Source organism: Burkholderia sp. BDU5, from assembly GCF_001522845.1.
Lineage (GTDB): Bacteria > Pseudomonadota > Gammaproteobacteria > Burkholderiales > Burkholderiaceae > Burkholderia > Burkholderia mayonis.
The window spans coordinates 13,711-30,861 of sequence record NZ_LOWC01000079.1; the positions used below are offsets into that span (position 1 = coordinate 13,711).

The 17,151-nt window shown below is 65.7% G+C and carries 10 protein-coding genes and 1 pseudogene; 8 read left to right on the forward strand and 3 right to left on the reverse strand.

Annotation, left to right across the window (positions count from 1 at the left end; translation table 11 throughout):
- The first annotated feature begins 9 nt into the window (after positions 1 to 9).
- The 8 genes and pseudogenes from WS69_RS14015 to ahpF all read left to right on the forward strand — a co-directional run bounded on the left by WS69_RS14015 (position 10) and on the right by ahpF (position 10,175).
- Positions 10 to 2,892 (forward strand): type I polyketide synthase, encoded by a 2,883-nt coding sequence (locus WS69_RS14015; protein ID WP_082716192.1) that lies wholly within the window; start codon positions 10 to 12, stop codon positions 2,890 to 2,892.
- Positions 2,893 to 2,912: 20 nt separating this feature from the next.
- The gene (locus tag WS69_RS14020) at positions 2,913 to 3,926 is read left to right on the forward strand and encodes a Glu/Leu/Phe/Val dehydrogenase dimerization domain-containing protein (RefSeq protein ID WP_059471359.1); all 1,014 of its coding nucleotides are present in this window, start codon (positions 2,913 to 2,915) and stop codon (positions 3,924 to 3,926) included.
- A gap of 125 nt (positions 3,927 to 4,051) precedes the next feature.
- Positions 4,052 to 4,249, forward strand: a pseudogene (locus WS69_RS14025) (IS110 family transposase); the annotation flags it as partial.
- 570 nt (positions 4,250 to 4,819) lie between these two features.
- Positions 4,820 to 5,992, forward strand: coding sequence for an ABC transporter substrate-binding protein (locus WS69_RS14030; RefSeq protein ID WP_082716193.1), 1,173 nt, complete (start codon positions 4,820 to 4,822; stop codon positions 5,990 to 5,992).
- Between the two features lie 71 nt (positions 5,993 to 6,063).
- A complete protein-coding gene (locus WS69_RS14035) occupies positions 6,064 to 7,347 on the forward strand; it encodes an FAD-dependent oxidoreductase (RefSeq protein ID WP_082716194.1) in 1,284 nt (427 codons plus the stop codon).
- A 140-nt stretch (positions 7,348 to 7,487) separates the two neighbouring features.
- A complete protein-coding gene (locus WS69_RS35485) occupies positions 7,488 to 7,772 on the forward strand; it encodes a transposase (RefSeq protein WP_156438136.1) in 285 nt (94 codons plus the stop codon).
- A gap of 102 nt (positions 7,773 to 7,874) precedes the next feature.
- On the forward strand, positions 7,875 to 8,438 hold the full coding sequence (ahpC, locus tag WS69_RS14045) for an alkyl hydroperoxide reductase subunit C (RefSeq protein ID WP_059471360.1): 564 nt from the start codon (positions 7,875 to 7,877) through the stop codon (positions 8,436 to 8,438).
- A gap of 129 nt (positions 8,439 to 8,567) precedes the next feature.
- Complete coding sequence (ahpF, locus tag WS69_RS14050) at positions 8,568 to 10,175, forward strand: alkyl hydroperoxide reductase subunit F (RefSeq protein WP_059471361.1); 1,608 nt, start codon at positions 8,568 to 8,570, stop codon at positions 10,173 to 10,175.
- A 215-nt stretch (positions 10,176 to 10,390) separates the two neighbouring features.
- Here ahpF and WS69_RS14055 read toward each other — a convergent pair whose 3' ends face one another.
- The 3 genes from WS69_RS14055 to WS69_RS14065 form a co-directional block, all read right to left on the reverse strand.
- A complete protein-coding gene (locus WS69_RS14055; RefSeq protein ID WP_059471362.1) occupies positions 10,391 to 10,762 on the reverse strand; it encodes an MAPEG family protein in 372 nt (123 codons plus the stop codon).
- Positions 10,763 to 11,110: 348 nt separating this feature from the next.
- On the reverse strand, positions 11,111 to 13,246 hold the full coding sequence (locus WS69_RS14060; RefSeq protein ID WP_059471363.1) for an AprA-related methyltransferase: 2,136 nt from the start codon (positions 13,244 to 13,246) through the stop codon (positions 11,111 to 11,113).
- 13 nt (positions 13,247 to 13,259) lie between these two features.
- Positions 13,260 to 17,081, reverse strand: coding sequence for an AMP-binding protein (locus WS69_RS14065; RefSeq protein WP_059471364.1), 3,822 nt, complete (start codon positions 17,079 to 17,081; stop codon positions 13,260 to 13,262).
- Between the last annotated feature and the right edge of the window lie 70 nt (positions 17,082 to 17,151).

A 17,151-nucleotide genomic window follows, 5' to 3' on the forward strand; every position in this document is an offset into this window, starting at 1 on the left:
GGGGATTCCATGCACATCCAGCCCTCTGATCGGGACATCGCCGTAATCGGCATGGCTTGCCGGTTCCCAGGCGCAAGCGATCCCGACGAGTATTGGCACAACCTCGTCAACGGCGTCGAATCGGTGATGGAACTCGGCGATGCGCCGAGCGACCGGCAAACCCTCCCATTCGCCGCGCCGCTGACGGGCGACGTGCTGGCATTCGATGCCGCCTTCTTTGGGGTCGGCCATCGGGATGCCGCATTGATGGACCCGCAGCACCGCCTGTTTCTCGAATGTGCGTGGCACGCGCTGGAGCAAAGCGGAATTCTCCCCGGGCGCTTGCCGGATACCGGCCTGTTCGCGGGGGGGAGCAGTTCGGCGTATCTAGCGCACCTGCAGCAATCGGAACTGATGGAGAAATTCCAGCCGTCCGCTTTCGAGCTGCAGATCACCAACGACAAGGACTATCTGGTCAGCCGCACAGCGTGGCATCTGGGCATCGAGGGGCCGGTGCTCGGCGTGCAGGCCGCCTGCGCCACGTCCCTCGTCGCCGTCGCCGAGGCCGTGGAGGCGCTGCGGGCGGGCCGTTGCCGCACCGCGCTGGCCGGCGGATGTACGGTTCGCTTTCCCCAGCGGGTTCCGTACCAGGCCCAGCAGGGCATGGTCTACTCCCGCAATGGTCATTGCATGCCGTTCTCCAGCAACGCGAGCGGCACGGTGTTCGGCAGTGGCGTGGCTGTCGTCGTGCTGAAGCCGCTGCGGTTGGCGCTGGTCGACGGCGATCGCGTGCTGGCGGTGATCAAGGGCTGCGCCGTAAACAACGACGGAGCTCGCAAGGTGGGTTTCACCACCACCAGTGTCGACGGGCAACGCCGGCTGATCAGCCAGGCCATGAAGGATGCCAACCTCGCGCCTTCGGCCATGCGGGCCATGGAAGCTCACGGCACCGGCACGATTGCCGGCGATCCGATCGAGTTCGACGCGCTGAACGAATTGTTCGCGACCGGCGACGTCGCCCCCCGCCATTGTGCGTTGGGCGCCGTCAAGGCCAACGTCGGGCACCTCGAGACGTGCGCCGGGATGGCTGGCCTGATCAAGGCCGTGCTTCAGATTCAGCACGGCTGGATAGCGCCGCAGATTCATATCGACGAGGTCAACCCGTCCATTGCGCTGGATGGCAGCCCGTTCTACTTTCCAACGTCCGCCGAGCGTTGGGAGTCGACGGATCCGCGAACCGCGATTGGCGTCAGCGCATTCGGCATCGGGGGAACCAATACGCACGTCTTGCTCGCCCGTCCGCCCCTGGACGCCGACGAGCGGCCTCCGGCTCCGGCTATCTACCCGTCGGCCGTTCCGGTGTCCGGGCAAAGCGAGGCCGCGTGCCATCGACTGATTCAGACCTACCGCTCGGATCTCTCGGCATTGCCTATCGATACGCTGGCGTGGAGCGCCCAAACGACGCGGCGGCCGCTCAGATATCGCGCGACCTTGCTAGCCGGCAAGGACGGAATGCTTCAGGTGGGCGAAGAGGTGCGCGACAGCGGGCGCCGCGCGCCGCATGTCGTGTTCCAGTTCCCCGGTCAAGGCAGCCAGTTCCTCGGCATGGCGACGGGCCTCGCACAGTCCAATGCCCGCTTCGCCACCGTTCTGCGTGAACTAGTCGGCCTGCTTCGCGACAACGCAAACGTCGACGTCTCCTTCCTGCTGCATGGCAGCGGCAGCGCCAGACTCACCGACACCGCGACGGCTCAGCCGGCTCTGGTGGCCGTCCAGATCGCGATGGCGCGTTTTCTCATGCAGCATGGCATCGTGCCCGACGCAGTCGTCGGGCATAGCCTCGGAGAAATCGCGGGAGCGTGCATTGCAGGCGTATTGACTGACGAACATGCGCTCCTGTTCGCTGCCCGCCGAGGCCGGTTGATGTCCGCCCTGCCTCCGGGCTCGATGCTGGCGGTATCCATGAGCGAGGAAGCCTGCCAGGACTGGCTTGCGGAGGATGTGTCACTCGCCGCCGTCAATGGCAAGGAATCGTGCGTGCTCTCTGGCACGGCGGCGGCGATTCAACGCGTGCAGGCATCGTTGTCGAAGCGCGGGATTCGCTGCCGTGCGTTGTCGGTATCCCACGCGTTCCACTCTTCGATGATGGACCCTGCTCTGGCCGAACTGGTACTGGCGGCGCCGGCCCCATCGACGGACGCTGCCGGGATCCGGTTCCATTCGACCTTGCTGGGTTCCGAACTTGCATCAATGGCGCAGCTGGACCGGGACTATTGGGCGCGGCACGCCCGCGAGCCAGTGCGGTTCGTGGACGCGATCCAGTCGATACCGGCCCGGGAAGGAACGGTATTCGTCGAGGTCGGGCCCGGCACCACGCTGACCGCACTGACGATGGCGTTGCGCGGGAAAGACATCGCCGTCCGCACGATGCGCGCCGAACGCGACGAATCCCAAGAGCACGAAATCTGGCACGGGGCGCTGCAAAAACTATGGACGGCAGGCGTGGACCTGGACTGGCGCCCGTCATGGGACAACGCCGGCACGGTCGCGCCCTTGCCTCACTATCCGTTCGACAGGACACGTCATGGCATCGCCGCGGATGCGGATGCGGCCGGAAACCCGCCGCCCGAGGCGCCCGTCCGCCGTCTGGCGTCGCGCGAGTATGAAACGCTCGACGCCGCAGCCGCAGCCCTTTGGGAGAAAGCCACCGGAGTGGCGCCGTCGGACCCGCATCGGCAGTTCAGCGACGATGGCGGCGATTCGCTGTCGGTCATCAAACTGGTCGCACTTGCCGACTCCGAGCTCGGGGTCATGGTGAGCGTGCCGGACTTCATGCGCGCCCCGACACCAACAGGCTTACGCGCCTGCCTGGTGGAAGCGGGTGCCGCCAAAGCTATTCGCACACATCGTTAAGGAAAAAAGTACGCTTGACTATGGCCATCATCAATCATCCCCGCTACGGCAAATACGAAGTCGAAACCATCGTCGTGGACGACCAGAGTTCCTTCACCATCGCATGCTCGCCGCGCCGGCACGCGCTGCCGAGCAACGGCGGAATCCGCTGGCATCGATATGACTCGCTGAGCAAGCAAAAGGACGAGGCAGTCATGCTGGCCCATGCGATGGACCTGAAGCACGGCCTATACCGCACGGGCTTCAGCGGCGGAAAGATCGTCGTCAACAGCAACGCCGCGCCCGACGACGCGCCGCACGTGTTCGACGCAATCGGCGAGACGCTCAACCGGTATGCCGGCTCGATGTACACCGGATGCGACATCAACACCAGCAGTACCCACATGGCCTATCTCCGGAAGTCGACGCAGTGGATTCTGGACGCCATGGACAGCCCCCAGATCAATACCTCGATCGCCACGGGCTACGGAGTCTGGAGTGCGTTGCTGGCCGTGCTGCAGTTCACGCACCGGAGCAGCGACGCGCCGCTGGTGGCAATTCACGGCATGGGCAAGGTGGGCCGGGAGGTGGCCCGGCAATGCCTCGAACGCGACTACGAGGTGGTCGGATTCGACGTTCGGCCAAGTCCGGAGATCCCCACCGGCGTGCGCATGCTGAGCGAGGACGAGTTCTGGTCATGCGCATCCGACGTACTATGCGTCGCCTCCCTCTCCGGGATTCTCGACATGAAGACCGTCGATCGCATTCGCACTCGCTGGGTGGTCAGCAGTTCGAACTCCCCGTTCGAGAGCCCGGAAGCGGAAGCGAAGCTGATCGGCAGGGGCATCGGGTATCTCCCCGATTACGTCAGCAATGCCGGCGCTGTGATCTGCGACAGCGTCGAACGGTCGTTCCCGGATGTCTTCCGCATCATGACGCAAAATCAGGCGAACGAATACACCGGGGTGCTGATCGGCGCCAAGACGGAAGAGTTGCTCAAGCGCTCGCATCTGCTGGGTTGCAACATTCCCACGCTGCTTTCGCACGCCCACTAGTCGGTATGGCTCCCGTGAGAAAGGGGCTGGCCTGCTGCGAGGAATCAAACGCGGGTTAGCATCGCTGCCAGAGCCGCACGGTGTGGACGGGGCCACACCCGGCGATTTCCACCGCGGAGGCCAGCATGGAAGACGGTAGCACGCTGTACGTCGGTCTCGACGTCCATAAGGACTCGATCACCATCGCCTATGCGCTCGGCGCGGGCGAGGTCGAACTACTTGGCAAGATCGGCACGACCAAAACGGATATCGATCGGCTGTGCAAGCGCCTACAGTCAAAGGCGCGATGCATCCGCATTGTCTACGAGGCGGGTCCGTGCGGTTAAGCAAAAGAACATCGCGGTCGTCGCGGTCGCCCGCGAACTCAGCGGCTTCATCCGGGACGTCAGCCGGCTCGCGATGTCGTTCGCCGTCCGGCCCGATGTACGCAGGGCGTAACACGACACCTGAGCAACGCTTGAATCACCCTAACCACTCGAGAAGGCGTTTCCTGAAGGCGGCGTAGCCCGGCACACGAGCAACCCGCGACGCGGCTACGCAACGGATCTGATTCGACTTGCGGCACTAGATAGCGGCAGACTCATTGGGCGGACCTCTGTAATGCGGCAGCCAATCCGCGGATATCAGCGCGATCCACCGTCGAGATTTACTGCTGCGCCGCCCTCAGGAAATTCGAACAACATGCATTTGAAAACCGAAAAAACGATCCCGATTGACAGCGGGAGTCATATCAGCCGCCTCGGCGCCCGCGTCCAGACGATAGGAGCCTGCCTGGTCCGCGTTCGCTGCAAGCGGCACCGAGAGAAAGTGCCGCGTCCGGCGCAGCCCTGCCGTACAGCCGTGCAATCGAGCGGCTGCGCCCGGACGCGGCCCATTCGTCGCGAGATGAAAATTTGACTGACATTTCCCGGCCGCGCCGCGCGCTGCTGCACGGTATGCTCGCCACGGCGTGGCTGGTATCCCTGCCTTCGGCGCGGGCTGTCTCCGCCGAAGCGACGGTGATCAAGGACGTCGCAGGCCGCGCCGTACCGCTGCGTCGCCCGGCGCGCCGCCTGTTGCTGGGTGACGGCGCCTTAGCCTATGTCCTGCCCTTGCTGCGTTCGAACGCGCCTTTCCACGACGTGGTCGGCTGGGGGGAGAACTTCCGCGCCGCCGATCTCGACAGCTATCGCGCGTATCAGCGGCGCTTTCCTGAAATCGGCAACATTCCCACGTTTCCGGGCGCGACGTCGGACGCGCTGAGCGCAGAACGGCTCATCTCGCTGGAGCCCGACGTGGTGCTGCTGAACCTGAGCTCACGCTCGGCCGCCGAATCGTCGGGGCTGGAATCGCATCTGGAGCGAGTCGGCATTCCGGTCATCTACCTGGATTTCCGCACGCCTATGTCTGCCAACGCGACGCGCAGCGTAGAGATCATGGGCGAGTTGCTGGGGTGCCAGGCGCGCGCAAGCAGCTTCCTGGCATTCCGCGACACGCAGACACGGCGTGTGACAGAGACCTTGCAAAAGGTCGCATCGCGGCCGCTGCTCATGCTCGAGCGTGCCGCCGGCCTCTATGACGACTGCTGCCTGAGCTACGGCCATGGCAACTTCGGCATATTGGTCAGCGCCGCGGGCGGCGACAACCTCGGCGACCGATTTCTGCAAGGGGACTTTGGAACACTGCATCCGGAGCAGGTCATCGCATCCGACCCGGACGTCGTGATTGTCACAGGAGCCAACTGGTCGCTGTATTCGCCGGCAGGCGATTGGGTCAATCTCGGGCCGGGCGCCGACCTCGCCGAAGGGCGGGCTCGTCTTCAACGACTGATGGCAAGGCCCGGGTACCGGGCCTTGCGCGCAGTCAGAAGTGGGCGCGTGTATGCGATCTGGCATCCGTTCTACGACAACCCGTATTACTTCATCGCGCTGCAGCGCCTGGCCAAATGGCTGCACCCGGAGCCCTTTGCGGACCTGGATCCCGAAGCCACGTTTCGCGAGCTGCACGAGCGATTTCTGCCGGTTCCCTATCAACCCGGGTACTGGGTCAGCCTGAGCGCGGCGCGGCTCCGGACCGAGCGCGCTTAAGACCCGCTGCGCTGCCGGTCGCATCAACGAATCATCACCATCACGCAAGCTCTAGCTATCAGGAGAATACGATGCATCCCATCAAATCCGGTTCGAATTTCGACGTGCTGGTCGTAGGCGGAGGCATTCTCGGTCTCGCAAGCGCCTACTATGCGACGGCCAAGGGCCTGGATACGCTGATCATCGATCAGTTCGGTGTCCGCAATGACGTCAATAGCTCCAAGGGCATCGAGCGGATGTTCCGCCTGATGCAGGACAACAAGTCGGAAGCGCGTCTGGCCGAAACGTCCCTCGCCCTCTGGATGGAACTCCAGCACGCAACGGGCGCGCAACTGCTTGCGGTGAACGATCTCATTTTCTTTGGACATCGGGATGCGCCGATGACGACCGAAGGCAACATCATGCAGGTCCGGGCGACCATGGACGGCATGGGAATGCCGTATGCGTACCTGGACTCTCCCGATGCGATCCACCGGCGGTTCCCGGTATTCAATCGGGCGGCCCTGCCTGACGATTATGCGGGGCTTGTCCAGGCCGCGAGCGCCTCTATCAATGTCCAGGCGGCCGCGAAGACGTTCTTTCTGGCGGCGAAGCAGACAGGCCACCTGCACGTGCTGGACAAGCATGCCGTGGTCGGCATCGACCATCATCCGGCGGCCGCGGGCCGCGGCTACATGCTGCACACCGAGAGCGACGGCGAGTCGCTCTCGGTCCACGGACAACATCTGATAGCATGTCCGGGCGTATGGACCGACTCGGTGCTGAAGAGCTTCGGCCTGCAGCAAACGCCGCGCTGGAAGATCTGGCAGATGAACTACGCGTACTGGGAACTCAAGAAACGCAGTCCCCAGGTACCGATCTGGTTCGAGTTCGGGAACATCGATGCGAGCGACCATGGCACGTTCTACGGCTTCCCTCCGCTGGATTTCTCGCCGACCATGAGCAACATGGTGAAGATGAGCGCGGACTACACCTACGATGTCTTCGACTCGCCCGCGGCAATCCGGCCTGGCGTGAACGAGCGCCTGCTGGATGAGCTCACCGGTCATCTCGGCCGGCTCATCGATCCCGGTGTCATCGATGCCGGCCGCTACCATCACGCCGGCACATGCCTCTATTCCATGAGTCCGGACGGCAAGCTCGTCATCGGTCGAATCCCGACGGAACCGTCCACCGACGCGTTCTATCCACGCGCTTCAATGTGCGTCATGGAGTCTGGGCGCGCATTCAAATACGCTCCGTTGTTCGGGCGCGTGCTGGTCGAACTGGCAGTCGAAGGTCAATCCCGCTACCAAGCGGACCTCGATGTTTTTTCGCCCGTCCGCGAAGGACTGTTCGACGTGGCGCGTCCTTGACGCGAAAAGCCTGTCTGTACGGTCACTCCCGCGCAGACAGAAGTGACCGTCCGCGCGACTCTTGTTTTGTCGCTCGGGCGGTCGACTGAAGTTGACCCGGTTTCTTGGACACCTATCCTGTGGAACAGGAGGAGCCCGTCATGGGAAAGCACCACAACCCCTACGCGCCGGAATTTCTGGCGCAGATGGTCGAGTTGGTCAAGGCTGGCCGTGCGCCCGAGGAGCTTGCGCGGGAGTTCGAACCCACGGCGCAAACGATCCATAACTGGGTGGCGCAAGCCGATCGCGACGGCGGCAAGCGACATGACGGCCTGACGACGGCCAAGCGTGAGCATGAGATCCTCTCAAAATCCGCGCCGCGTTCCCCGGAATTCCTCGATGAGCCTTTTTTTGCCTGCCCGCCGCCCGGCCGGGCGGCCGGATAGGCATTACCGATTCCGACCATTGAAACAAGCAATTTCACAGAAACGGGCCACATCGCCATACTGGCGCTTCCTGATCACACACCGACCCAAGAGGAAGCGCAAATGCCGATCATCAACAGCCAGATCAAACCGTTCAAGGCCACCGCATACCATAACGGCGACTTCGTGCAAGTCAGCGACGAAACCCTGAAGGGCAAGTGGTCCGTCGTCGTGTTCTATCCGGCCGACTTCACGTTCGTGTGCCCGACCGAGCTCGGCGATCTGGCCGACCGCTACGCCGACTTCCAGAAGCTCGGCGTCGAAATCTACGCGGTGTCGACCGACACGCACTTCACGCACAAGGCATGGCACGACACGTCGGACACGATCTCGAAGATCAAGTATCCGATGATCGGCGATCCGACGCTCGCGATCTCGCGCAACTTCGACGTGCTGATCGAAGAAGAAGGCCTCGCACTGCGCGGCACGTTCGTGATCAACCCGGAAGGCGAGATCAAGCTGTGCGAGATCCACGACAACGGCATCGGCCGCGATGCAGGCGAACTGCTGCGCAAGGTCCAGGCCGCGCAATACATCGCCGCGCATCCGGGCGAAGTGTGCCCCGCCAAGTGGACGCCGGGCGCCGACACGCTCACGCCGTCGCTCGACCTGATCGGCAAGATCTAACTCCGCACGGCGGCATTGCCGCCGTGCGCGCCACGCGGGCCGCGTCCGTCGCGGCCCGCTCACCGCACCGCACCGCATCGTACGAGAGCGGCGAGCGCGGTCCACTCTCGTTACGGAATCCGAATCGCCATGCTCGACACCAATCTCAAGACTCAGTTGAAATCGTACCTCGAACGAATCACCCGCCCGGTCGAGCTCGTCGCGTCACTCGACAACGGCGACAAGTCGCGCGAGCTGCACGCGCTGCTCGACGAGATCGCGTCGCTGTCGCCGCAAGTCACCGTGGTCGAGCGCCGCGACGACGCCGAGCGCAAGCCGTCGTTCTCGGTCGGCGAACGGGGCAAGGCGGCCGGCATTCGTTTCGCCGGCATTCCGATGGGCCATGAATTCACGTCGCTCGTGCTCGCACTGCTGCAAGCGGGCGGTCATCCGCTCAAGCTCGACGACGCGGTGATCGAGCAGATCCGCCAGCTCGACGGCGACTACGCATTCGAGACGTACATTTCGCTGACCTGCCAGAACTGCCCGGAAGTCGTACAGGCGCTCAATGTGATGGCGCTCGTCAACCCGCGCATCCGTCACGTGATGATCGACGGCGCGCTGTTCCAGGACGAGGTCGAAGCGCGCCGGATCATGGCCGTGCCGACGCTCTTTCTGAACGGCGAAACCTTCGGCCAGGGCCGCAGCAGCGTGAAGGAAATCCTCGCGAAGCTCGATGCCGGCGCGAGCCGGCGCGCGGCGGAGGCGCTCGCGGCGAAGCCTGTGTTCGACATGCTGATCGTCGGCGGCGGCCCCGCGGGCGCGGCGGCTGCGATCTACGCGGCGCGCAAGGGCATTGCGACGGGCGTCGTCGCCGAGCGCTTCGGCGGGCAGGTGCTCGACACGATGGCCATCGAGAACTTCGTGTCGGTCCAGGAAACCGAGGGGCCGAAGTTCGCGACCGCGCTCGAACAACACGTGAAGCAGTACGAAGTCGACGTGATCGACGTGCAGCGCGCCGACAAGCTCGTCCCCGGCCGTATTCACGAGATCCATCTCGCGAGCGGCGCGGTGCTGAAGGCGAAGGCCATCGTGCTCGCGACCGGCGCGCGCTGGCGCGAAATCGGCGTGCCCGGCGAGCGCGAGTATCGCAATCGCGGTGTCGCGTACTGCCCGCATTGCGACGGCCCGCTCTTCAAGGGCAAGCGCGTCGCGGTGGTCGGCGGCGGCAACTCGGGTGTCGAAGCGGCGATCGATCTCGCCGGCGTCGTCCGCGAGGTGACGCTGATCGAATACGGCACACAGCTGCGCGCGGACGAAGTGCTGCAGCGCAAGCTGCACAGTCTCGCGAACGTGACGGTGATCACGCAGGCACGCACGACCGAACTCACGGGCGACGGCGCGAAGCTGAACGGGCTCGTCTACGAAGACATGCGCGCCGGCGAGACGAAGCGCGTCGAGCTGGAAGGCGTGTTCGTCCAGATCGGCCTCGTGCCGAACACCGAATGGCTGAAGGGAACGCTCGCTCTGTCGAAGCACGGCGAGATCACCGTCGATGCGCGCGGCGCAACGTCGGTGCCGGGCGTGTTCGCAGCCGGCGACGTGACGACCGTGCCGTACAAGCAGATCGTGATCGCCGTCGGTGAAGGCGCGAAGGCTTCGCTCGGCGCGTTCGATTACCTGATCCGCAGCGAAGCGGACGCGGCGCCGGCCCCGGCCACCGAAGCCGCGCAAAGCGACGAGCGGGTCGCTGCCTGATCCGCGCGATACCCGCTCAACTGTCTACCGTTGGCCCTCGTCGAGATGTGGAGAGCATCGCGGCGAGGGCGTTTTTTTAGGTTCGCGACACAAAGAAAGCCGCGGCGGCCGGGCGCGTCGAACGCCCGGCCGCCGCATCGCACAGTGAAAGGTGTGAAGCGCAATGCGCCAGCCGCACGCAACGTCGTGCAACGGGCTTGGAACATGCCGTGCGCTCAGGGCGCGGCGAAGAACAACCAGACCACGCAAGCGAAACCGACGGTCCACACCAGCGAGCGCAGCGTCGCCCAGTTCAGCAGATAAAACACCCCATAGACCACGCGCGAAGCAACGAAGACAATCGCAAGCTGATCGACGCGCTGCACGTTCGCGCCGTTGTGCCACGCAACGACGAGCGCGGCGGTGAACAGCGCGAGCGCCTCCCACGAGTTCTGATGCGCGGCGAACGCCCGCGCGCGCCAGCCTTCGAGCTGCGCGAGATACTGGCGCGGCGCGCGGTTGTCGTAGTGCGCGCCCGACTTCGCGCACATCGTCCAGACGAATGGCATCAGCGCGGCGATTAGCAGGCAAGCTTGCGACACGTTCATGTTTCCCCTCCCCTATCGATTTTTACGAACTGGATCGATCATCTTGATCGATGCGCGGCGGACGCCGTCCGCGCCAGCCGAACTATACGGCATCGGTTGACGCGACAGCGGAATCGGCGAGGGAATGTGGACGGAACCCGTCCGCGCCGATATCGGGGACGACATCCCGGAATCGAGCGCGCGACGTCATAGCCGGAAATTGGTGTCGCGCTGCGTGCATCGGCGGCGGCGAACGCCGCGAGCGCCTTCCGCCCGCAGGCGACGTCCGGACCTCGGCCGCCGCCGTCAAACGAAAGGCGCTCGCGCTAAACGTCCCGCCTCTGCCCCGAAGTTCGCCGGCAGACGGGCTCAGGCATCCGCCGCGTCGAAAGCAACATAATCGGCGATGCTGAAGAACCGGTACTCGTTCAGCAGGTCGGGCCCGGGAAACCCCTCCGGGTGGATGCGCCCGTGAATCGCATCGCGCGGGCTCAAGCCTGCCAGGCACATCGCGAGCATGAACTCGTCGAACGGCGCCATGAACTGCCGCGACACGAAGTGCATCCCCCAATTGAACACGGCCGGCAACTGTTCGGTGCGGGTCCAGCGGCCCGGGTCGGCAATCGCGTCGTCCAGCAGGCTCGCGGCCCACGGGCTGTGCCCCTCGACGACGAGGAAACCATGCTTCGCGTGCGGCTTCCAGCGCGCGACGAAGTCGATCAGATCGGCGGCCGCGACGTAGCCGGGCACGAGTCCTTCGGCGTCGCTGTACGCGACGCGGAACGCACGCTTGATCTCGTCGAGCGGAATCGGCAGCGCCGCATCGTCCGAGACGGTCAGTTGTCCCGGATAGTAACGCTCGACGACACCGCGCAGATGCGTCCGATCGACCTGCCGCAGGTAGCGCTCGAGGATCGCGTCGGCGGCGTCGCCGCGACGCACGTCGAGACGCCGGTTGTGGACCAGGAACATGAACGTGTGCAGCAGATCGCCGAGACGCGCCGCGCGGCGGCTGCCGTCCATCGCCTTCACGGTCAGGCCGCTCGCGGTGACCGCTTCGTCGTAACGATCGGGCTGCGAAATGTCGGCGTCGATCACGCGCACGTGCACGCCCGGCACGCGGCCCAGCTCCGACAGCGTGTCGGCCGCGCGACTGCGCGCCGATTCGTTGTAGTCCGCGCCGATGACGATGAGCGGATAGTCGGCGAGATGCCGGCCGCGCCGCGTCGACTGTATGACGTACTGCGCGAGGCGCCGCAGCGCGCTGCCGTCGCCGCAGCCCATGTCGGAAATGCCGGCCGGCTGTTGATCGAGCGGCGTCTCGTCGAACAGGCGGCGAATGATCTTCGTCGAAATCTCCCTCGACGCCGGACCCGACCCGGCGCCGCTCGACGCGTACACGTTCATCACGCGATCGATGTGTCCGTCGCGATCGACATCGAGCGGATCAGGATCGCCGAACAGCAATTCGTCGAGCAACGCGTAAGTGCGCAGGTACGATGCGGCGAGCCCCGCGTACGGCGCGGCAATCGGCCGATGAATCCGGCCCGCTTCGTTGAGCTGCACGCGCGCGCCCTCGGAATCGACGTCCGCGACGCCCGCGTGGCCCATCAGCGCCCACGCCGCGCTCAGCGCTACGCCATCCGCGTGCGGCCAACCGTCGCCGATCGACACCCAGTCGCGTCGCATATCGAACGCCTCGAAGACGCTTGCCGCGACCTTGCCTTGCTGCTTGCCTTGCTTCTCGAACACCGGCATGTCGAGCGCGACCCACGTCGGGCCGAGCAACAGCCCGTCCATTGCTGTGCGCAACTGCGCATGGACGTGCCGCTCGAGGTCGTTCCGCGGTGCCGGCAGCGGCCATCCGTCGACGCAGATTCGCACGAGCTCCGCATAGAGCGCGCTTTCGTCGTCGTTCACGCGCCGACGCTGACACAGCGCATGCAGGTGCTGCAGCATCGACGTCGCATCGGCCAATCGCGTGAAGAGCGGCCGCTGCGCGTTCACGCACTCGACCACGCACGCGCCGGCGGGCGTCAGCGCATAGTCGGCGCGCTCGTCGCCGCTGCTCAGCGTGACCCAGCCGGCCAGCGCGAGCAGGTTCAGCGCGCCCCACAGCAGCCCGAGATTGCGCGTCGGATCGGCCTTGTGCCCGGCGGCGAACGCGCGCATCGCGCGCGGCTCGCCGGCCTTCAGACCGTCAAACGCGCCCGCGAGCACGAGGCGCGTGAGCGTCGGCACGAGCACGATGCCGTTCGCCCAGTTGCAGCTGCGCGTATAGGCCATCACGCGCTGCGCGTCCTCTTCGCCGATGCGCAGCGTCGCCGCCCGATCATCGCGGCGAGTCTCGATCGGCGCGCCAGTGTCGACGATCTCGACGCGCAACGGCGTGCCTGCCGGTACGCCGAGCAGCTTGCAGCTGTCGTCGGCGTGCGAGCGGAGGTAATTTTCAAGCTGCTCGGTCAGAGTGCCGGCAGAGGTGGCTAGTTCACAAAGCGACTGCATGATCGGATGCGCCTCACAAGGAAGAAGAAGTGTCGGACGAAGCCGCGCCCGCGTGTGCGCGCATGCTTCGGTCCATTCGGGTGGCGAGATGCGCCGCCAATGCGTCGATCGACGAATGATCCCAGACGGCGGATGCGTCGATGGTCGTGCGGAATGCGTCGCTGAACGCCATCGTCAGCTCGACCGCGAGGATCGAATCGAGCCCGATGTCGACGAAAGTCGTCTCGGCCGTCAGCGCGATCCGGCGATTCCGCAGACGCTCGCCCAGCCACGTCAGCAGCCATTGCTCGAACTCCCGCTTCAGTTCGGGATCGGCCGGAGCGACCGGCGCAGGCGTCGGCGCGTCGTCCGCCGTCGGCGGCGGTTCGTCGTCGGCGAGCGCGACGCCGGCATCGGACGGCTCCGGGCGCGCGTCATGCTCGGCGCGCAGCAGCGGATCGAGCCGCTGCGTCGCGCCCGGCGCCGTCTGCTCGATCGGTCCGATCTCGCGCTCGACGTGCAGCGCCCACTCGGCGATCTGCGCGGCGCTCGACAGCACGCGCCGCCGGCCAACCTGACGCTGCGCCGCTTCAACGGCGAGTTCGTATTGGCTCTGCGCCCATTCGAGCGTCGCGCCGTCGACGCCGCGTCGCTTCGCGGCCTGCTCGACGGCCGCCAGCAGCAGCGCCCACTGCGCGACGGCGCCGAGCCAGTAGTTGACCCAGTTCGTCGCATGCGCGGCGCCGCCGAGTTGCCCGGCGTTCGCAAGCCCGTCGTCGAGCAGCCGTTCGCCGAGCTCGCGCAGTTCCGCGGCGAGCGCGCCGGCGCCCGTCCGCGCGCCCAGATAGCCGAGCAGATCGTCGCTGCCGTTCAGCAGCCGGCTGCCCAGATGCGCGAGCAGTGTCTCGGTCGGCCCTTCGAAGATGCGCGGCAGGCGCGCATCGCGGAAGATCTGCGGCGCGAGATTGGATTCGATGTAGCCGCGGCCGCCCAGCATCTGCATCAGTTCGTCGGACGACTGCGACAAGAATTCGGAGCCGAGGATCTTCGCGATCAGCAAGCCGTCTTCGGGCGCGTCGCGCCCCGCGTCGAAATCGGCCGCCAGGTGCTCGATCAGCGCGTTCAAGCCGTCGATGCGATGCCGCAGGTCGCCGAGGCGCTGGCGGCTCAGCGGGTTGTCGAGCAACAGCCCCGTGCCGATCCGGCGCCGCGCGCCGTAGCGATGCATCAGTTGCGCGCAACGCTTCATCCCGCCGACGCAGACCGCACCGATGCCGAGGCGCGCGAAATTCATCGTCTGCTGCGCAACCGCCATTCCCTGCCCGATCGCGCCGAGCCGGCACGCGTCGCTCACGCGTGCGCGATCGAGATGCAGCGTGTTCTGGATCATTCCGCGCACGCCCATCGTCAGGTCTTCCGCGCCGATCCGCAGGCCGGGCGTGCCTTGTCTGACGGCGAGCCCGATCATCCCCGCGCCGTCGGCCTGCTTCGCGAACACGTTGATCACGCCCGCCCACGCGGACGATCCGCTCCAGCTCTTCTGGCCGCTGACGAGCCAATGATCGCCGTCGATGCGCTGCGCGGTCGAGCCGATCGCGCGCACGTTGGAGCCCGCGGCCGGCTCGGTGAGCGCGAACGCGGCAAGTGTTCGCCCTGTCGCGAGCAGCGGCAGCAGTTCGTCGCGCAGTGCCGGCTGCGCATGCAGCATGATCGGGCGGATGCCGAGCGTATTGTTCAGGCCGACGAAGAATGCGAGCGTCGAATCGATCGTCGCGAGCTGCGACACCACCTCCAGCATCTCGCGATGCGCGAAGCCGAGGCCGCCGTATGCGCGGTCGATCTGCATGCCGAGCAGCCCTTCGTTGCCGAAATCGAGCACGATGTGCGGCGGAATCGTGCGGCGCTCGTCGATGGTCCGCGAATCGATCCGCGTGCGCGCGTAGTGACGCAGCCAGTCCTTGAGCTGCTCGACCTTCGATGCGTTCGGCGAAGCGTTGCAGCCCGCGTCGGCCGCATCGATCTTCACGCTCGGCGCGGCGGACGACACGGTTGACGCGATCGACGCGACAGCGCCCTGCGTCGCGTAGGACATGCGATCGTCGGCGTCCCAGCGCGCGAGTATCGTCAGCTCGCCGTCGCGCATCCGGTTGCGGCATTCACTGCGCCGCACCTTGCCGCTCGACGTCTTCGGCACGCTGCCGGGCGACACCAGCAGCACCGAGCCGGGACTGATGTCGTGGCGATGCCAGATCACCTCGCGAATGCCCTTGAGCAGCGCGTCGAGATCGCCCTTGCGCTGCGTGCGCTCGATTTCGGCGACGACGACGAGCCGCTCCTCGTCGTCCGCCTCGACCGTGAACGCCGCGCAGCCGTTCGGCACCAGCTCGGGCCGACTGCCGATGACCGCATACTCGACGTCTTCCGAGTAGTAGTTGCGCCCCGCGATGATGATCATGTCCTTCAGGCGGCCAGTGATGTACAGATCGCCGCGATGATGGAAGCCGAGATCGCCCGTGCCCGCGAATTCCTGCCCCGTTTCGCCGCCGATGCCGCGCTGGAACGTCGCGATCGTCTGTTCGTACTGCTGCCAGTATCCGGGCGCGACGCTTTGGCCGGCGACGCAGATTTCGCCGATCACGTCGTCCGCGCAGCGCTCGTTCGTGTTCAGATCGCGCACGACGACCCGCTGCTCGCCGATCGGCACGCCGACGCTGACGAGCACGCGCTCGCCGTCGCGCTCCTGCATCTGCGGCGACAGACCTTCGAGCTCGCGCTTGATCACGACCTTCTGACGCTGGAGCGCCGCCTGGTCGACGCACACCGTGCGCAGCGGCCGCGGCGCGCTGCGCCCGGCGACCAGCAGCGTGCATTCGGCAAGGCCGTAGCAAGGCTTGAAGCGTTCGGGATCGAAGCCCGTCGACGCGAAGCGCTGCGCGAACTCAGCGAGCGTGCCGTAGCGGACCGACTCCGCACCGCTGTACGCGGTCCTCAGACAGCTCAGGTCGAGCGTCGCGAGTTGCTCGTCGGGCACGCGGCGGCTGCACATCCGGTACGCGAAGTCGGGCGCGCCCGTCACGTCCGCGCGATAGTCACTGATTGCGCGCAGCCACAGGAACGGATGCTGGATGAAGCGCTCCGGCGCCATCAGCACGCAGCGGAAGCCGCCGAACAGAGACGTCAGAATGCCGCCGATCAGCCCCATGTCGTGATAGGGCGGCAGCCAGCTGACCATCGTGCTCTCTTCGTGATACCCCATCCATTCGCCGATCAGCGCGAGGTTGTGCATCAGGTTGCCGTGCGTGACCATCACGCCCTTCGGCCTGCCGGTCGTGCCCGATGTGTACTGCAGGAACGCGACGTGCGACGGCGCGACGTCCGCGGGCTCGAGTGACGCGTCGAGCGGCTTCGCGGCGTCCAGGTCGAGCAGCGCGACGTGCGACGCCGCGGTGTCTTCCAGCAGCTTCGTGCAGCGCGCGAAATCGTCGCCCGTGCACAGGATCGCCTTCGCGCCAGCACTCTCGACGATGCCGACGATGCGGGCCGCGTGCTGCCGGTTGCGCGGCGGATACACGGGCACGGCGACCGCACCCGCGTACAGGCAGCCGAGAAAGCCAGCGATGTAATCGAGGCCGGGCCGGCAAAGCAGCAGCACGCGCTCGCCGATGCCGACCGAATGCCGCTGAAGCAGCAGCGCGACGCGGCGCGCCGTCCGGTCGAGGTCCGCGAACGTGATCGACTGCTGCTGCTCGTCGTCGGGCTGACCGCTCAAGAACAGATAGGCGTCTTTCTCGCCTTTCGTCGCCGCACGGAAACGCAGCAATTCGTTGATCGTCTTCGGCAGATTGGTGGTTGTCATGACGTCATCCGACAGGAAATGAAATCCACGGTCGTGGTGGTTGCGTTCGGCGGCCGGCGCCGAAGATCCG

What these genes read in the sequence shown, in the direction of transcription:
- WS69_RS14015 (WP_082716192.1), top strand. Translation starts at nt 10, where the DNA reads ATGCACATCCAGCCCTCTGATCGGGACATCGCCGTAATCGGCATGGCT.
- WS69_RS14020 (WP_059471359.1), top strand. Translation starts at nt 2,913, where the DNA reads ATGGCCATCATCAATCATCCCCGCTACGGCAAATACGAAGTCGAAACC.
- WS69_RS14035 (WP_082716194.1), top strand. Translation starts at nt 6,064, where the DNA reads ATGCATCCCATCAAATCCGGTTCGAATTTCGACGTGCTGGTCGTAGGC.
- WS69_RS35485 (WP_156438136.1), top strand. Translation starts at nt 7,488, where the DNA reads ATGGGAAAGCACCACAACCCCTACGCGCCGGAATTTCTGGCGCAGATG.
- ahpC (WP_059471360.1), top strand. Translation starts at nt 7,875, where the DNA reads ATGCCGATCATCAACAGCCAGATCAAACCGTTCAAGGCCACCGCATAC.
- ahpF (WP_059471361.1), top strand. Translation starts at nt 8,568, where the DNA reads ATGCTCGACACCAATCTCAAGACTCAGTTGAAATCGTACCTCGAACGA.
- WS69_RS14055 (WP_059471362.1), bottom strand. Translation starts at nt 10,762, where the DNA reads ATGAACGTGTCGCAAGCTTGCCTGCTAATCGCCGCGCTGATGCCATTC.
- WS69_RS14060 (WP_059471363.1), bottom strand. Translation starts at nt 13,246, where the DNA reads ATGCAGTCGCTTTGTGAACTAGCCACCTCTGCCGGCACTCTGACCGAG.
- WS69_RS14065 (WP_059471364.1), bottom strand. Translation starts at nt 17,081, where the DNA reads ATGACAACCACCAATCTGCCGAAGACGATCAACGAATTGCTGCGTTTC.